Origin of the sequence: Tsuneonella litorea (assembly GCF_025154015.1) — a bacterium.
Lineage (GTDB): Bacteria > Pseudomonadota > Alphaproteobacteria > Sphingomonadales > Sphingomonadaceae > Tsuneonella > Tsuneonella litorea.
This window is the reverse complement of the sequence record NZ_JAOAMV010000001.1, coordinates 456,866-473,447: the sequence shown is the minus strand read 5'-3', so window position 1 is coordinate 473,447 and position 16,582 is coordinate 456,866. Positions and strand designations below refer to the sequence as shown.

The window sequence follows — 16,582 nt, the reverse complement described above, 5'->3', positions numbered from 1 at the left end:
ATGTGCGGCATCGCCGGTACGTTGGGTTTCAACGAAGACCGCGTTGCGGTTGATCGCGCAGCGTTGCTCTGCGCGCTCCAGCGCCGGGGCCCGGACGACGAGGGCGCGTGGCACGACGGCCCCCTTTCGCTGGTTCATCGAAGGCTCTCGGTCCTCGACCTGACCGATGCCGGGCAGCAACCCATGCTCGACGGCTCGGGTCGATTTGCGATGGTCTTCAACGGCGAGATATACAATCACCGGGAACTGCGCGCGCAGTACCTTCCCGGTTATTCATTCAAGGGCAGCAGCGACAGCGAGACCCTGCTCGAATTGTACGCGCGCGACGGCGTGGATTGCCTTTCCCGCCTCAATGGCATCTTCGCGCTCGCGATATGGGACCGGCGCGAACGCTCCCTGGTGCTCGTGCGCGACGGGGTGGGGGTCAAGCCGCTCTATTGCTGGCGGCGGGCCGAGGGCGGCCTCGCGTTCGCTTCCGAGCTCAAGGCCCTGCGCGAACTCGATGGATTTACCTCTGCGCTCGACCCGGTCGCGGCCGCAGCGTACCTTACTTACCTGTATTCGCCCGGCGAGCGCACGATGTTCGCCGACGTTCGCAAGCATCCGGCAGGCGTGTGGCGGCGGTTTGATGCTGTCGGACGGGCGAAGGGCGAAGGACGCTTCTACAGCTTGCCGGCCTATGAGCCGCGAGCGATGTCGGCGGACGAGGCGGTGTCCGGCACCTACCGCGAACTCGGCGCGGCTGTCGATCGGCAGATGTTGGCCGACGTCGAAATCGGTGCGTTCCTGTCCGGGGGCCTCGATTCGACTTCGATCGTTCATTTCGCCAGACGTCAGGTCGAGCGGCCGCTGCGCTGCTTCACCATCCGCTACGACGCGGACGTGCGCGCGGCCGGGGAGATGGTGGCCGATCTGCCGTTCGCTCGCACCGCCGCAAAACATCTCGGCGTCGATCTCCACGAGGTCGCGGTCGATCCAGGTCTCGTTCGCGACCTGCCCCTGCTCGTCGACATGCTCGACGAGCCGCAAGCGGATCCGGCGGCGTTGGCGAACTATTTCATATCCAGTGCCGCACGCGATCTCGGAATCAAGGTGCTGCTCGGGGGGGCTGGCGGCGACGACGTGTTTACCGGATATCGCCGCCATTCCATCGCCGCACATGACGAAGGTGTCGGGACCGTTCCCGGCGGCTTGCGCAGGTTGGCGCTTAGCGTGGCAAGCGCAATACCGTCGAATAGCGAAGCGCTGCGACGGATGCGCAAGGCGCTCTCGGCAATCCAAGGCAGTCGCGAGGAGCGCCTCTTGCGCGCCTTCGAATGGCTGCCGGCGGATAGGGCCGCGAACCTGCTCGAGGCAGACGTCGATCCGGGCGCGGTGATCGCGCCGTTCTCCCACGCATTGGCGCGGACCGAGGGCAACCCGATCGAACGGATGCTTCGGCTGGAGCAGGAGTTCTTCCTGCGCGACCACAACCTGAATTACACCGACAAGACCGGCATGGCTGCGAGCGTCGAGATTCGCGTGCCGTTCCTTGACCCGGTACTGATGGAATTCGCAGCCGCCATGCCAACCGAATTCAAGCTTCGCGGCGGCAAGACCAAATGGGCGCTGCGCAAGGCGATGGAGCCTCACCTGCCGCATGACGTGATCTACCGACCGAAAACGGGGTTCGGCGTGCCGCTACGCAGTTGGCTGCTGGGACCCATGCGCGATACTATCGGCGATCTCACCGCCAGCGAACTCGTTGCCGCGCGCGGCCTGTTCGATCCGGCGAAGGTCACCGCGTTGCGCGACGATCATTTTGCCGGGCGGATCGACGCGGCCTATCCGTTGCTTGGCCTCGTCCTGATAGAATTGTGGTGCCGTCGCTTCGCCTGAAACGAACCTATCGACCCGCCACCGCATACGTCGCCACGCCGGAATACATGTCGCCCGCCACCTCGGCGTTGGCGCGCGCCTTGCCCGTGCGCGGATCGATCACCACCAGTCGATTGCCGCGCACCGCGATCGCGTTTCCGTTCGGATTTCGCTGGTCGCCAAGCACGACCCCGGCGCCTTCGCCGTCGGCGGCGGCGAACGGCAGGCCGACCAGCGCCGCTTCTCGCCGCGACCCGCTGGGCGGAAAGGCGATGCGAAATCGCAGGTGCACGATATTGCCAATCTTGGTGAAGGCGGCTGACCCGTCGACGAACGCGAAGCCGTCGCCACGGGGCGCAAAGACGCCTTCATTGTAATCGTCGAGCGTGCGGGAGTGATCCGAGCGAACTTCCGGTTCGGGGAAAACCACGCCGGCCGCACTTATCCGGGTCGCCGCGGCCCCTGGGGTTAGCGCTCCGCGCTCAATGCCGCGGTACGTCGTGCCCACGTCCTCGAGCACGGGTTCGATCACCGAGAGGCCATAGCAAGCATCGCCTCTGTCAATGAACGTGCCGCCGCCGGTGCCGCGGTACCAGCCGCCCATGATTGTCGTCGACTGGCTCGAGCCCAGACTGAGGGCCACGCCATCTGGAGCTACTGCGTAGAAACCCCCAACGATGGTGCAACCGCGCGAGTTGCCGCGCCGGGCGACGACGCATCGTTGCACGGCTTCGTGGTAGTTTCCCATCAACATGCAGCCGCGCGCTGCCACGAGCTCGATTCCGATCTCGACCGCCGACACATCGCAGTTCACCACACGGTTGGCGGAACCGTTGACGACCATCCCAATGGTGCCTGCCAGGTCCGGCTTGCCGATGATCCCGACGATGCGACAGCTGTTGAACGTATTGACGTTTACGTTGTCGATTTCGCATCGGATCGCGATGCTTTTGCGGCCCGGTCCGGGTAGGCCGGGACATGCGACCGCCAAGCCTTCGAAGCGGTTCGCCCAGCTCCGGTCGATGGTGACCGCGACCCGTTCGAATTCCCCTCGTCCGAACTCGCCCGAGACCGAGATATTGCTGAGGCTCGATTGGACGAGGCCGTAAAGCTGCATAGCATGGCGGTATTCCGCACCCGGTTCAGGAGCGATGAGCCACTGGCTTCCCTCCATGCGAAAATTGTAAACCGAGCCGTCGTCGCCTTCACGGGCGTGACGCTCAGATCCCACTATGAATGCGCCACCGGTTCCTGCGAGTTGCACCGTGCCTTCGGCAACGAAGACAATACCCCGCGTACCGGTGAGGTCGATTTTGTCGATGCGGTACTCGCCCGCGGGGAAGACTATTCGCTTCTCTCGATAGTCAAGCGCGTCCGCAGCGGCGAGTGCAGCGCGGATCGCGTCCCCGTCGGCGGCCTTACCGTCTCCTTTTGCCCCGAAATCGTGCACCGAGAGCGTGGCGATATCTGCGGGGTGCACTGGCACCTGAGCTTGTCCCCCAACAGCGGTCGCACCAAGGGATGCTCCCACAGCCAGACCTGCCGCTCCGGAAACGATTGCACGCCGGTCAATCCCGCGGGCGACCGAGGGTCCAGGTTCTCCCGGCAACTCCCCATTAGCTTTATCGATCACGATCTGCGCACGGTTATCGGTCAAGCGCCCACGGTCGGACGCCTCATCTGAGGCGCCAATACTGCATCGCCCAGCCGCTGGCCAACCCTTTGTCGCAAGCGAGCTGTGTCCGTCTACGGCATGATCTTGGTGCCGCCGTGCACTTTCGTCCGCTTGGCATGGAGCCCGCGGCGTTCGAAAGGGGCGCGTTTGCACTAGTATCCCAGCGAGGAGAGCGTATCCTTTATTGATTTCCAGCTCTGCCGACGATCGAAGGCTGACGCCGGACCGGTCACCGTTCGCGGCCTGCTTCGTCACAGATTAGAATGAGCGAAGCGCGTCCTTCAGCTTACGATGCATCTCCGCGAACGCGCGATCCCACTCCCGGGCTTCCCGAGAATATGCGCCGTGAATATAGGCGTTCTGATTGCCACGAGGCGCTCCCGACCCCTTCGCACCGCCGTGCATCCGACAGCGGGCTTTTCCCGAGACCGCCGGCGACTGGCACGGAGTGCCTCGCCGGGTCTTCGCCCCGCACCTCGGCGCCGCCTTCATTCCTTGGGTGTTGCGGACGTGATACGATGTCACCGGCTAGCTCTTCCCGCGCGTACGCCGAGCTGGCGATTCGGAATCGCGAGCGCTTCCGCGCCCCCGCGCGCTTTGGTCGGGCGTCAAGGGCGTTTCAGCAACTGGCATGCTGGTCTGCACGTGACCCACGATCGCCTGACCGCCAGAGCCGACAGTTACGTGCTCGACCGTGATCTTCTGTTCCTTGCCTTTGCCCCGCAACTTTTCCCAAGCATCGAGTTGACGCAAAAACAGATTCTGCAACTTCAGCGCTTGATTCATAACCTTCTCAAAGCGCTCGAGAGGACGACCAGGCTCCTGCGCATTGGCTATCAGTCGAAGTGAAGTCATGCATGTTGTCATCATTTGAGATAACAGTAGAGCCTCTATGGCATTTTCCGGCTCAAGATCGTCCAGCATTTCCTTTATACTGGAAATTGCCATAAACTGACCGCCAATATCGCCTCCGATACTAGCAGATGCCAAGTCAAGAAGCATGTCTCGAAGGTTTTCGCCTTTGATGCCCCATACTCGCGGGCCCGACTCCCCATAGAGTGCGGGTCCGTCGGCATCATCACCGAGGGCATCGCTGTCGCCGCTCGCCACAACGCTCGACGTCCTGCGACGGCGACGCCTCGCGGGCGACGCGTCTCTAGCTTCCGGTTCTCGTCGGCTCATGCCCCGGCGTCCTCAAGCAACCTGAAGACTGTCCCGGAAGTCCCGTCGACGCTGTTAGCGACGCCAATTTTGCTGAGAATCCTACAGTGCACGGGGTTGAACATAAGAAATATCCGCAAACGCCCCCCCCCGCTATAGCAACGATGGGGAGCCCTTGTCGATCCGGCACTTTCCTGGAGCCTCGACCGAGCGGAGTCGCGCTTGCTAGAACCGGCCAATACCCCCGCTTCCCATCGCTCACGGGGCGCTGATCGACCCGCAGCGCGACATGCCGCATCTCTTCGTGGTCGAGCGCATAAGGGCGTCATGGGGCCCCGCTCACCTTGCAATCAGCGCGCCTCTTTCAGTTTGCTTCTTGCAGTGCTTCCCGCCTTCGCGTTCCCTTTGACCAGGAGACCGCGCGTGGGTTTCCCCTTCCGAGGTGACGTTTTTCCGAGGGATCGCTCTTTCTCGGCGAAGCATCATGCGATGCTCGGTACGAAGGCGGGGTGCCCTCAGGAGTTCTTTGCACGGGCCGCGCCGGGCGTCGCCGTACTCGTACTGCGCCTGTCAGGATCCGACACTATCGGGGTTCGGACCGCTTCAAATCAGACGGGCCTTCACCCCAGCGCGATGTCGGGCGCGTCTTCCTGCTTCATGCCGACGACGTGGTAGCCCGCGTCCACGTGGTGGACCTCGCCGGTCACCCCGCTGGACAGGTCGGACAGGAAGTAGAGGCCCGACCCGCCGACGTCGTCGATCGTCACGTTGCGGCGCAGCGGCGCATTGAGCTCGTTCCACTTGAGGATGTAGCGGAAGTCGCCGATCCCGCTCGCCGCCAGCGTCTTGATCGGTCCTGCGCTGATCGCGTTCACGCGGATGCCGGCGGGGCCGAGATCGTTGGCGAGGTACTGCACGCTCGTTTCCAGCGCAGCCTTGGCGACGCCCATGACGTTGTAGTGCGGGACGACCTTTTCCGCGCCATAATAGCTCAGGGTCAGGATCGATCCGCCCGCCGACATCATGGCGGACGCCCGCTTGGCCACCGCGACGAGGCTGTAGGCGGAAATGTTCATCGTCATCAGGAAGTTGTCGAGGCTGGTGTCGAGGTATTTCCCGCGCAGCTCGTTCTTGTCGGAAAACCCGATCGCGTGGACCACGAAATCGAGCGTGTCCCAGCGTTCCTTGAGCCGCTCGAACGCCGCATCGAGCGCGGCCATGTCCGACACGTCGCATTCGAAGCAGAAGTCGCTGCCCAGCTGCTCGGCGAGCGGAATCACCCGCTTGCCCAGCGCCTCGCCCTGGTACGAGAACGCGAGCTCCGCACCGTGCTCGCGCAGCTTCTTCGCGATGCCCCAGGCCAGCGACTTGTCGTTCGCCAGGCCCATGATCAGCCCGCGCTTACCCGCCATCAGCTTGTTCATTCGATTCCCTCGTACTCGGCCTTCTGCGCCTCGATGTCCTCGCGCGACCGCGCCGCCGCCCGCCGCCGGTCGTCGCCCTGACCGATCCGATTCTCGGCCTCTTCCGGCGTCTCGGCGAGCGCGGCATTGAGCTCGGCCCCGATCACCATCCCTAGTCCGACGAGGTAGAAAAAGAAAAGCGCGATCATGATCCCGGCGAGGCTGCCGTAGGTCAGGTCGTAGCTGAAGAACCTGCGAATCGCCGGGGGCAGCGCGGCGGTGACCGCGAGCCACCACAGCGCCGTCGCCAGTGCGCCCGGCCACTTGGGATAGCGCCGCTCGCGGTAGGCCTTGGGGGTCAGCGTGTAGAACAGGAGGTACAGCGAGCCGAACAGGCCCATGGCCGGAACGATGCGCGACAGCCGCAGTTCGCCGATCGCGTTGCTGAGCTGGGGGAGGTAGGCGTCGATCACCTCCTGTGCGGCGCCGATGACGACCTGCGCGAGCAGGCTGAGCATGAGCAGGACGACCGCGCCGAAGATGATGCCGGCCGACCACAGCCGGTATTTCCAGAACGCGTGCGTCGCCGGGGTGCCGTAGGCGCGGCGCAGGATGTCGCGGATCGTCTCGACCAGGCTCGACACGGTCCACAGGCCGACGAGCCCGCCGAGCCAAAGCACCCAGCCGGTGCGCGCCTCGACCACGTTGCGGGCGACCGGCTCGATCACGTTGCCGACCATGGGCGGCAGGGCATAGAGCACCGCGTTGACGCTCGCCGCGCGCTCGCCCTCGTCACCGATGAAGCTGAACACCGCCGCGCCGAGGATGAAGAACGGGAAGATCGCGATGATCGCCATGTAGGCCAGGTTGCCGGCGTGGATGAAGCCGTCGTTGTAGGCCCCCACCGCCACCCGCTTGGCGACTTCCCACGCCTTGGTTCCGGGACCGACCCGGCTGATGACCTGGCTGCGGAAGCCCGGCCGGTGCTCGAGCGCGTCCTTGCGGCGTTCCTCGGGCGAGAGCGTATGCAGCTCGCGCTCGGGCACCTCCGGGACGATATGGTCGCTCATGCACCCCTTTCGTGTCTGCCGGGCCGCCTGCAGCGCCGGACAGGGCTAGACGCCGAGCTTGCCCCGCGGGTTGCGGTCGTCCTGCCAACCTTCGAGCCGCTTGGCCAGTTCCGTAACGTCATCGGGCAGGTCGATCTCGAGGGTGACGAGCTGGTCGCCGCGCTTGCCGTCCTTCCTCGAGAAGCCCTTTCCGCCGAGGCGCATCACCGTCCCGCCACTGGTTCCCGGCTTGATCGTCAGCATGACCGGGCCGTCGACCGTGGGCACCTTGACCTTGCCGCCGCAGACCGCCTCGGCGAGCGTGATCGGCAGGTCGAGCCGCACGTCCTGGCCCTCGCGCCGGAAGAACGGGTGGCGGTCGACCGAGATCGTGACGATTCCGTCGCCGGCGCCGCCCGGTCCGTGCTGGCCCTTGCCTTTCAGCCGCATCTGGGTCCCGTCCTCGAGCCCGGCGGGCAGCTTGAGGTCGATCGTCTTGCCGTCGGCCAGCGTGATGCGCTGGTCCTTGCGGGTCGCCGCGTCGACGAACGGCACGCGCAGCTTGTAGGCGATGTCGCCGCCTTTCTGCGGGGGAGGCGGCCGGCGCTGCTGGCCCGAGAAGCCCCCGCCAAACGGCCCGCCGCCCATCCCGCCGCGCGCGGACCGCGCGCCGCCGCCGCCGAACAGCCCTTCGAACAGGTCGCCAAGATCGACCCCGTCGGCCTCGCCGCCGAATCCGCCGCCGCCGAACGGGTTCTGGCCGCGCAGGTCTTCGGGCCGGAAGCCGCCGCCACCGAAACCGCCCCCGCGGCCCATCCCCGCGAACGGATTGGCCGGGTTGCCCTCGGCGTCGATCTCGCCGCGGTCGTAGGCGGCGCGCTTCTGGGCGTCGGAGAGGAGGTCATAGGCGCGGGTGACCTCGGAAAACCGCTCCGCCGCCTTGGGGTTGTCCTTGTTGCGATCGGGGTGAAGCTCCTTGGCGAGCTTGCGATAGGCGGACTTGATGTCCTTCTCGCTCGCGGATTTGGGGACGCCAAGGGTTGCATAGGGATCGGCCATGGCGTGTTAGCTAGGTGACACGCCCGTCTCCTGCAAGCGGCGAGACTTTCCTACACCGGGCGGGCAGGTTAGGAGCGGGCCATGTCCCTTGCCATCGATCTATCTCCGCCCCGCAAGACCGCCCTCCGGGCGTGCCGCGCTGTTTTGCGCCAGGACTGTGTGACAGGTGTGACAGGCCCTGCGTGCGGAAGGGCATCGGGGCGATGAGCGACGCGCAATCCGAGCTGCCCGACAGCGACCCGCTGGGCCTGTTCGGGGCCTGGTTCGCCGAGGCGCGGGCAAGCGAACCGAACGATTCGAACGCCATGGCGCTCGCCACCGCCACCCCCGATGGCGCGCCCTCGGTGCGGATGGTCCTGCTCAAGGAGTGGGGACCCGACGGTTTCACCTTCTACACCAACGCGCAGAGCCGCAAGGGCGCGGAAATCCTCGCCAATCCGCGGGCCGCGCTGCTGTTTCACTGGAAGAGCCTGCGGCGGCAGGTTCGCATCGAGGGGCCGCTGACCGAAGTCTCGCCCGAAGCGGCGGATGCCTATTTCCACTCGCGCGCCTTCGTCAGCCAGGTCGGATCGGCGGCCAGCGACCAGTCGCGCCCGCTCGACGACCGGCAGACCTACCTCGACCGGGTCGAGGCGATCGAGGACGCCTGCAAGGCTGCGGGCGAGGTGCCCCGGCCGCCCTACTGGACCGGGTTCACCCTGGCGCCGGCGGAAATCGAGTTCTGGCTCGACCGACCCAACCGGCTGCACGACCGGCGGCGGTTTACCCGCACGCAGGGGGGCGGCTGGACCAGCACGCTGCTCTATCCGTGACGCGCGAGGCAAGCGAGACCCGCGCCAGGCTCACCCGCAGCGCCGCGCTGGCCTCGATCACGATGGCGCTGTTTCTCGGCGTGCTCAAGGGCTGGGCGACCTGGCGCACGGGATCGACCGCGATGCTCGGCAGTCTCGCCGACACCGCGCTCGACCTGATCGCCAGCCTGGTGACGCTGTGGGGCGTGTGGTGGGCCGCGCAGCCCGCCGATGCCGAGCATCGGTGGGGCCACGGCAAGGGCGAGGCGCTGGCAGCGATCTTCCAGGTCATGCTCATCGCGATCTCGGCCGCGGCGATCGCCTTTCGCGCGACGGGGCGCCTACTCGCGGGCGGAGCGGACACCGCGGCAGCGGGTGACGGCATCCTCGTTTCCGGCGTCGCGATCCTTGCCACCTTCGCGCTGCTCGCCTGGCAGCGGCACGTCATCCGCCGCACCGGCAGCATCGCGATCCAAACCGACAACCTGCACTACCGTTCCGACCTCTTTCTCAACCTGTCGGTCATCGCCGCGCTCGTGCTCGACCAGTACCTCGGCTTCGCGGCGGCAGACCCGCTGTTCGGGCTGGGGATCGCGTTCTGGCTCCTCTTCGGCGCGTGGCGCGCGGCGAGCGAGGCGGTCGACCAGCTGCTCGACCGCGAGTGGCCCGAGGACAAGCGGCTCGCCTTCGTCGCCGCTGCGGCCGAGCACCCGGAGCTGTCGAACCTGCACGATCTGCGCACGCGGTCGGCCGGCGCACACGACTTCGTCCAGTTCCACGTCGACCTGCCCGCCGAGATGACCGTCGGCGAGGCGCACGACGTAATCGACAAGGTCGAGAAGGACCTGTGCCGCCGGTTCCCTGGGGTCGAGCTGCTGATCCATATCGACCCGGCCGGCCATGTCGACGAGCCTGGCAACCCGCTTGTCGAGGAGGACCAGTTCTCGCGGCTCGATTCGGCGCCGTGACGCTGCGCTACTGGCACGTCGATGCCTTTGCCAGACGGCCATTCGCCGGCAATCCGGCGGCGGTCGTGCTGCTCGATGACCTGTCCGACGCCGCCCGCCTGCAGGCACTTGCCGAAGAAATCGGGTTGCCGGCGACTGCCTTCGTCACGCCGGATCGCACGATCCGCTGGTTCTCGCCCGGCGCCGAGATCGCCCTGTGCGGACACGGCGCGCTGGCGGCGGGGCACGTCGTGCTGGCGCGCGAAGGGGGCGAGGCGGTTGCCTTTCGCAGCGTCTCGGGCAGCGTTGTCGAGGTACGCCGCGAAGGGGCGGGCCATGCACTCGCCCTCCCGGCCGTTCCCACCCGGCCGGCCGCGCGATCCGATGTGGGCGCGCTGCTCGGCGCCGACCCGCAAGAGGTCCGCGCGAGCGCGAGCCGCCACGTCATCTGCCTGTTCGACGACGAAGCGCAGGTCCGCGCCCTCGCCCCCGATCTGGCCGCGCTCGCCGCGGGGCGCGACGACCAGTTCATCTGTACCGCCCGCGGCTGGGAGACTGACGTCGTCAGCCGGGTGTTCGTCGGCGGGCCGGGGGCGCGGGAGGATGCGGTGACCGGCTCGGCCCACGCGGCGCTGGCGCCGTTCTGGGCGGCGCGACTGGGGCGCGACCGGCTCACCGCGCACCAGGCCTCGGCGCGCGGCGGCGATCTGGCGTGCCGGCTCGACGGGGACCGGGTCTGGCTCGCGGGCGGCTGCGTGACGGTGGCCGAAGGCGTGCTTTACCTGCCCGGATAGAGCGCGACGACGTCGGCGAGCTGCGGCATGAGCGCGCGGCGCTCGTCGGCGTCGGAATGGCCCAGGCGAACCACGGTCAGCTTCCGATCGGGCGCGACCAGCACGTACTGGCCCATGTGTCCGATCATCGCGAACAGGTTTTTCGGCCCGCGGTTCGCGAACAACGGATCGTCACCTTCCGGGGGGTCGCGGTTGAGCCAGGTCTGCGCTCCGTAATTGCCGCGCCGCGGCGAGGGCGTGATCATGAACTCGATCCAGCGTCGGGGGACGATCTGCGTGCCGCGATAGCTGCCCTTGTTGCGCAGGAACTCGCCGAAGCGCGCCCAGTCGCGCGCGGTGGCGTGCATCAGGCTGCCGCCGATCAGCGTGCCGGACCGGTCGAACTCGGGGACGATCGAGGTCATCCCGAGCGGCCCGAACAGCCGGGTGTGCAGGTAATCGGCGACCGCCGCCCGGCGCGTGTCGGGATCGGTGCTGGCGGTCAGCGCGCGCGTGGCGATGTCGGCAAGGATTACCGTGGTGTTGCTCGAATATTCGAACTTCGCGCCCGGTTCGGCCTCGAGCGGCTGGCTTTCGGCGAAAGTCGCCATGTCGTCGCGCCCGTCGAGTAAAAGCATCCGCACTTCGCTCGATTCATACGGCACGTCGCCCGATTCGGTGTGGCGCAGGCCGCTGCGCATCTGCAGCAGCTGGCGCAGGGTGATCTCGCCGCGCGGATCGCCCGGTCGCCGCCAGCGCGGGATCGGCGGCGGCTCGTCGAGCGTCAGCCGGCCATCGGCGATCAGCATCCCGATCATCGTCGCGGTCACCGTCTTGGCCATCGACCAACTGACGAAGCGCGTGTCGGGGCCATAGCCGGGCGCGTAGCGTTCCGCCGCGATCCGGCCGCCGTGCATCACCACAAGCGCCCGCGTTTCGCCGAGATCGTCCTTGCTGAACAGGTCGTCCACCTCGCGGGCGAGCTGTTCGGTCGGGGCGCCGGGATCGTCTTTTACCGCCGCCAGCGCCTCCTTCGTCAGCGGTGGCGGGGGCTCCGGGTGCGACGAACAGGATGCGAGGGCTGGCAGCAGGGCCAGCGCGGCGATAAGGGGCGGCAAGGTACGCATCGACGGCGCGCGCAATCGCACGAGGGGAATCGGGTTGGCAACGGCTAAAGGAAGGCGGAGCAACCGGCTCGTCTGGTTCGGGGCGGCGATCGTCGTGCTGCTCGCGCTCTGGCTGGCGTTCGGCGCGGCGGCGCTCGGCTATGCCCGCGCCGGGTCCGCCTACGGGGCACGGGTGGCGTGTTCGTGCCGCTTCGTCGCCGGACGGCCCTTGAGCGACTGCGCCCGGGACAAGGTATCGGGCATGGAACTGGTGACCCTGTCCGAGGACGAAGAGGACAAGAGCGTCACGGCGCGGATGCTGATTGTCAGCGATACCGCGCGCCTGAAGCCGGGATACGGCTGCGTCCTCGATCGCTGGAACGACTAGCGCGAGGGAACCCGCGATATCGAGACAGGTTCATCCCGTCGAAGGATTTGCCGGGCTCGATGAAGACAAGTATCTACGACACCCTCCGCCGCAGTTTCAGCGAGTTCCTGGCCGTGCCGTTCGGCATGGTTGCGGCGTTCCTGGTCGCCGCCTGGGGAACGAGCGCGATCGACGCGGCGGCCGGGAAGCGGGGCGATGCGTGGAGCGGCTGGCGCCGCTTCCTCGATTCGTTCATCGGCGATCCCGATCAGGCCAACCAGCTGATGTCGACCATCGCGACCAGTCTGGTGACGATGAGTTCGATCACTTTCTCGATCCTCCTGCTGGCGGTCCAGCAAAGCTCCGCGGCGCTTACCAACCAGGTGGTCGACCAGTTCATGCGCCGGCGCACCAACCAGATGTTCTTCGGTTTCTTCGTGGGCGCTTCGCTGTTCGTGCTGTCGTGCCTGGGCCTGGCGAAGAAGGATTCGGTGCCGGTCCTGGCGACGAGCCTGTCGCTGATCCTGGCGGTCGTCTGCCTGCTCGCCCTCGTGGCGCTCATCTATACCACGCTCGATCAGTCCCGCCCGACCGCCATCATCGGGACGATCCACGACACCACGGTCACGGCGCGCCGACGCGAAGCCGATGATCTCGAGGATGTCCGGGTCGTCGACGAGCGTCCTGATGGCGGGTATCCCGTGCGCAGCCGGCAATACGGATACCTCTCGCGGATCGACTTTGCCGCGCTCCGGCGCTGCGCCGATGCCCATCCCGACCGCACGATCGTGATCGACCGCTCGCTCGGCGCACCGGTTTGCCATGGCCAGCCGATCGCGCGCGTGATCGGCGGCCCGCCCCCGACCGAGACCGAGGCGGACAGCATTCGCGCGGCATTGCGGGTCACCCAGCGCCGCGAGCTGCAGGGGGATCCCACATTCGGGGTGGACCAGCTGGGCAACGTGGGCTGGACGTCGATCTCCACCGCCAAATCGAACCCCGCAGCAGGGCTGATCGCCGTCCACGCGCTCAACGACCTGCTGTTCCGGTGGGGCGACGAGGGCCTTATCGCCGTCCGCGGGAATCCCGCCTCGCGGGTGATCTATCGCGACACGCTGATCGATCACATGGCCTGCGCGTACGAGGGGCTGATGGTCGTGGCGTCCGAATCGATGCAGCACCAGAGCCTTGCCGAAGTGGCAAAGGGCATCGCGCGCGCGTTCCCGAAATTGCCGCACGTCATGCAGGACAAGCTCGTGCGGGCGGTGGAGGGCTCGCTCTCCGCACTCGGCGACCACGTTCCCACCGACGTCCTGTGCCGGGAGCTCGAGCGCCTGGAAGAGGTCTTTCGTGTCGAGGGACACCCCCGGGCCGCGGCGAAGCTGCAAAAGGCGTGGGAAAGCCTCGCGCGCGCCAGAGGCGATCTGCACTCGCGCGCGGACCGGGTGCCAGGTCCCTAGGGAAGGGCTGGCTCGGTCGCGGCGATCCAGCCACCGCCGACGACCCGGTCACCGGCATAGACTACCGCCGCCTGACCCGGGGCGACACCGAATTCGGGCGCCTCGAACCTGATCGTGGCCGCGCCACCCTCGCCGAAGGGCCCGTCGATCGTGACCGGCACGGGCTTTGCCAGGCTCCTGACCTTCGCGGCGAGCGGAAGCTGCGGCAGCGGGCCGATGCGGTTCGTCTCGACCAGGTGCGCGGCGCCGACGGCGAGCATCGCCTTCGGCCCCACCCGCACTTCGGCCGCCCCGGCATCGATCCCGACGACGTAGAGCGGTTCGGGCTGGCCGCCGATTTCAAGGCCGCGGCGCTGGCCGACGGTGTAGTGGATCACGCCCTTGTGCGCGCCCAGCGTATCGCCGGTCGCGGCATGGACGATCGCGCCCGGCCGCGCGCCTTCGGGCCGCAGCTTCGTGACGACCTTGGCGTAATCCCCGTCCGGCACGAAGCAGATGTCCTGGCTGTCGGGCTTGGCCGCGTTGCGCAGCCCCGCCGCCTCGGCGAGCCGGCGGACCTCGGCCTTGGGCAGCCCGCCGAGCGGAAAACGCAGGTAGTCGAGCTGCGCCTCGGTGGTGCCGTAGAGAAAATACGACTGGTCGCGCGCCGGGTCGGCGGCGCGGTGCAGTTCGGGCCCGCCCGGTCCGGCGGCTCGCCGCACGTAGTGCCCGGTGGCGAGGCAGTCCGCGCCCAGTTCGCGCGCCATGCGCAAGAGGTCGGTGAACTTGGGCCCCATGTTGCAGCGGATGCAGGGAACGGGGGTGCGCCCGGCGAGATAATCGTCGGCGAAGCGGTCGACGACCTCTTCGCGAAAGGCGCTTTCGTGGTCGAACACGTAATGCGCGATGCCCAGCCGGTCGGCCACCGCGCGCGCGTCGCGAATGTCGTCGCCCGCGCAGCAGGCGCCCTTGCGGCCGGTGGCGGCGCCATAGTCGTAGAGCTGAAGGGTGACGCCGATCACTTCCGCCCCGCTCGCGTGGGCCAGCGCGGCGACGACCGACGAATCGACCCCGCCCGACATCGCGACGACGATGCGGGAGCGGTCGGCAGCGCGCGGCAGATCGAACAGCGCGGCGGCGGCCGGCGGCGCGAGAAGCGCGGGAAAGGTATCGGTGTCGGTCATTCGGGGATCTCGGGCGCGGCCCATACACGTCCCCGCCTGCGGATACCAGTTTTGCGGGGTCCGCACGCTCGCCAAGCGCCTAACCGGGAGTAAATCGCCGCTTTACCGCTTCTTGACCGATGCGGGCCTATCAGGGGCGAATGTTCGAAGCAGTCCTCCTTCCGGCCACCGTCACCAGCGGCGAAGCATTGCGCCCGCTCGACTGGGGCGAGCTCGCGGCGCGGTTTTCGGCCGCCCGCGACTTGCGCGCGCTCGTCGTTCGTCCGTCAGGCGCGGGCAGCAGCTTCGGCGCGCGCGCGGGGGCCGGACTGCCCCACGATGCTCTTCGGGGCGGTCAAGACGAACCGACTGTTAACCTTGAAGGTTTAGAGGGCATGAAACCGCTCGGGGCAATAACCGCCGCCACGATGCAAAACGTGGCCGAGGGCGACCAGGGAACGCAATGATCGAAAACCAGAAAATCCGTCCGGCCCAGGTTATCGGCCCGCTCGGCGAACCGCTGGGCATCGAGGACCTGCCGCCGCCTGACACCAAGCGCTGGGTCGTGCGCCGCAAGGCCGAGGTTGTCGCCGCGGTCAACGGCGGGCTGCTGACCATCGACGAGGTGCTAGAGCGCTACGGCCTCACCCTCGAGGAGTTTGCCTCCTGGCAGCGCGCCGTCGACCGCTCGGGGATGCAGGGGCTGCGGGTAACGCGCATCCAGCATTACCGCGACCTCTACGAACGCCAGCTCAAGTACTGATTCGCCGCGCTCCAGCCGGCACAAGGTCCGTCCTCCCGATTACTCCTCGCAACTCCGGCTTGTCGCGGCCGGGGAACGCCTTGCCGTGCGCACCGTTTAAGCGGCGTACACAGCAAGTTCGGGCGCAACAACAAGAGGAGTGCCGGGAAAATGGGATGGATTATTGCAATTATCGTCGGCGGCGTCGCCGGCTGGCTCGCAAGCATGGTGATGGCGCGTGATGCCTCGATGGGCATCCTGTGGAACATCATCGTGGGCATCATCGGCGCCGTGATCGGCAACTGGCTCGCCTCGGCCCTGTTCGGAATCGAGGGCACGATCCAGTCGTTCAATCTGACGGGCTTCATCATCGCCATCGTCGGCGCGATCGTCTTGCTGGCGATCGTCAATCTCGTCCAGCGGGGACGGGTGCGCTAACCGACCAGGGCAACAAAAGACAAGACGGGCGGCGGAGTTACGGCTCCGCCGCCCTTTTTCATGGTGTCGGATGGATGCCCTAGGCCGGGCGGAAGGTCATCGCGCCGCCGTTCATGCAATAGCGCTTGCCGGTCGGCTTCGGCCCGTCGTTGAACACGTGGCCCAGGTGGCCCCCGCAGTCGGCGCAGAGCACTTCGGTCCGCGGGATGCCGATCTTGTAATCGGTGTCGGTCACGATCGCGCCGGGCAGCGGCTTCCAGAAACTCGGCCAGCCGGTGCCGCTGTCGTATTTCGTGGCCGACGAATAGAGTTCGTTCGCGCAGCCCGCGCACAGGAAGGTGCCCTTGCGTTTCTCCTTGTCGAGCGGGCTCGAAAAGGGGCGCTCGGTCCCGGCTTCGCGCAGGATCCAGTACTGCGTCTTCGTCAGCTTCGCTTTCCACTGCGCGTCGCTGAGGCCCTTGGGCCACGATTTCGCCTGCGCGGCACTGGTGCCGCCACAGGCCGCGAGCACGGGAACGGCGGCCCCCGCGCCGAGCCAGGCGATGAACGAGCGGCGGGTGTTCGGGATGGTCATGCGGGCACCATAGCACGATCGCCCGAGCCCTGCATGAA

The 16,582-nt window shown here is 67.1% G+C and carries 18 protein-coding genes; 9 read left to right on the top strand and 9 right to left on the bottom strand.

The genetic code is table 11. The annotated features are described in order from the left end of the window. On the top strand, positions 1-1,878 hold the full coding sequence (gene asnB, locus N0B51_RS02165; protein WP_259960538.1) for an asparagine synthase (glutamine-hydrolyzing): 1,878 nt from the start codon (positions 1-3) through the stop codon (positions 1,876-1,878). A gap of 7 nt (positions 1,879-1,885) precedes the next feature. On the opposite strand, the gene N0B51_RS02160 is transcribed toward asnB, so the two are convergent. From N0B51_RS02160 to N0B51_RS02140, 6 genes are all read right to left on the bottom strand, one after another. After that, positions 1,886-3,514 carry a glycosyl hydrolase family 28-related protein gene (locus tag N0B51_RS02160; RefSeq protein ID WP_259960537.1) on the bottom strand — a complete coding sequence of 543 codons (1,629 nt, stop codon included), beginning with the start codon at positions 3,512-3,514 and terminating at the stop codon, positions 1,886-1,888. A gap of 276 nt (positions 3,515-3,790) precedes the next feature. Then, positions 3,791-4,024 (bottom strand): HGGxSTG domain-containing protein, encoded by a 234-nt coding sequence (locus N0B51_RS14855; protein ID WP_375545924.1) that lies wholly within the window; start codon positions 4,022-4,024, stop codon positions 3,791-3,793. Between the two features lie 36 nt (positions 4,025-4,060). Further along, positions 4,061-4,642, bottom strand: coding sequence for a hypothetical protein (locus N0B51_RS02155; RefSeq protein ID WP_259960536.1), 582 nt, complete (start codon positions 4,640-4,642; stop codon positions 4,061-4,063). Positions 4,643-5,313: 671 nt separating this feature from the next. Beyond that, entirely contained in the window at positions 5,314-6,117 is an 804-nt protein-coding gene (fabI, locus tag N0B51_RS02150; RefSeq protein ID WP_259960535.1) for an enoyl-ACP reductase FabI, read from the bottom strand. After that, positions 6,114-7,166 carry a YihY/virulence factor BrkB family protein gene (locus N0B51_RS02145; protein ID WP_259960534.1) on the bottom strand — a complete coding sequence of 351 codons (1,053 nt, stop codon included), beginning with the start codon at positions 7,164-7,166 and terminating at the stop codon, positions 6,114-6,116. The genes fabI and N0B51_RS02145 overlap by 4 nt, the downstream gene beginning before the upstream one ends. A 45-nt stretch (positions 7,167-7,211) precedes the next feature. Further along, on the bottom strand, positions 7,212-8,204 hold the full coding sequence (locus tag N0B51_RS02140) for a DnaJ C-terminal domain-containing protein (RefSeq protein WP_259960533.1): 993 nt from the start codon (positions 8,202-8,204) through the stop codon (positions 7,212-7,214). 203 nt (positions 8,205-8,407) lie between these two features. Between N0B51_RS02140 and pdxH the strand changes: the two genes are divergently transcribed. The 3 genes from pdxH to N0B51_RS02125 are packed head-to-tail and all read left to right on the top strand — an operon-like array spanning position 8,408 to position 10,736. Continuing rightward, complete coding sequence (gene pdxH / locus N0B51_RS02135; RefSeq protein ID WP_259960800.1) at positions 8,408-9,016, top strand: pyridoxamine 5'-phosphate oxidase; 609 nt, start codon at positions 8,408-8,410, stop codon at positions 9,014-9,016. Next, a complete protein-coding gene (locus N0B51_RS02130) occupies positions 9,013-9,963 on the top strand; it encodes a cation diffusion facilitator family transporter (protein ID WP_259960532.1) in 951 nt (316 codons plus the stop codon). The genes pdxH and N0B51_RS02130 overlap by 4 nt, the downstream gene beginning before the upstream one ends. Further along, entirely contained in the window at positions 9,960-10,736 is a 777-nt protein-coding gene (locus N0B51_RS02125) for a PhzF family protein (protein ID WP_259960531.1), read from the top strand. Before N0B51_RS02130 ends, N0B51_RS02125 begins: the two co-directional genes overlap by 4 nt. Here the strand turns inward: N0B51_RS02125 and N0B51_RS02120 are convergent. Beyond that, the gene (locus N0B51_RS02120; RefSeq protein WP_259960530.1) at positions 10,721-11,842 is read right to left on the bottom strand and encodes a serine hydrolase domain-containing protein; all 1,122 of its coding nucleotides are present in this window, start codon (positions 11,840-11,842) and stop codon (positions 10,721-10,723) included. The two genes, N0B51_RS02125 and N0B51_RS02120, sit on opposite strands and share 16 nt — an antisense overlap. 34 nt (positions 11,843-11,876) lie before the next feature. On the opposite strand from N0B51_RS02120, the gene N0B51_RS02115 reads away from it, so the two are divergent. Next, a complete protein-coding gene (locus N0B51_RS02115) occupies positions 11,877-12,209 on the top strand; it encodes a hypothetical protein (protein WP_259960529.1) in 333 nt (110 codons plus the stop codon). Between the two features lie 59 nt (positions 12,210-12,268). Beyond that, the gene (locus N0B51_RS02110; protein WP_259960528.1) at positions 12,269-13,648 is read left to right on the top strand and encodes a DUF2254 family protein; all 1,380 of its coding nucleotides are present in this window, start codon (positions 12,269-12,271) and stop codon (positions 13,646-13,648) included. On the opposite strand, the gene mnmA is transcribed toward N0B51_RS02110, so the two are convergent. Continuing rightward, on the bottom strand, positions 13,645-14,811 hold the full coding sequence (mnmA, locus tag N0B51_RS02105; RefSeq protein WP_259960527.1) for a tRNA 2-thiouridine(34) synthase MnmA: 1,167 nt from the start codon (positions 14,809-14,811) through the stop codon (positions 13,645-13,647). The two genes, N0B51_RS02110 and mnmA, sit on opposite strands and share 4 nt — an antisense overlap. 140 nt (positions 14,812-14,951) lie before the next feature. On the opposite strand from mnmA, the gene N0B51_RS02100 reads away from it, so the two are divergent. The 3 genes from N0B51_RS02100 (at position 14,952) to N0B51_RS02090 (ending at position 15,970) form a co-directional block, all read left to right on the top strand. Next, complete coding sequence (locus N0B51_RS02100) at positions 14,952-15,257, top strand: hypothetical protein (RefSeq protein WP_259960526.1); 306 nt, start codon at positions 14,952-14,954, stop codon at positions 15,255-15,257. Further along, the gene (gene sciP / locus N0B51_RS02095) at positions 15,254-15,553 is read left to right on the top strand and encodes a CtrA inhibitor SciP (protein ID WP_259960525.1); all 300 of its coding nucleotides are present in this window, start codon (positions 15,254-15,256) and stop codon (positions 15,551-15,553) included. The genes N0B51_RS02100 and sciP overlap by 4 nt, the downstream gene beginning before the upstream one ends. Positions 15,554-15,703: 150 nt before the next feature. Continuing rightward, positions 15,704-15,970 carry a GlsB/YeaQ/YmgE family stress response membrane protein gene (locus tag N0B51_RS02090; protein WP_259960524.1) on the top strand — a complete coding sequence of 89 codons (267 nt, stop codon included), beginning with the start codon at positions 15,704-15,706 and terminating at the stop codon, positions 15,968-15,970. Positions 15,971-16,049: 79 nt separating this feature from the next. Here the strand turns inward: N0B51_RS02090 and msrB are convergent, their stop codons facing one another. Then, entirely contained in the window at positions 16,050-16,544 is a 495-nt protein-coding gene (gene msrB, locus N0B51_RS02085; RefSeq protein WP_259960523.1) for a peptide-methionine (R)-S-oxide reductase MsrB, read from the bottom strand. Positions 16,545-16,582: the final 38 nt, after the last annotated feature.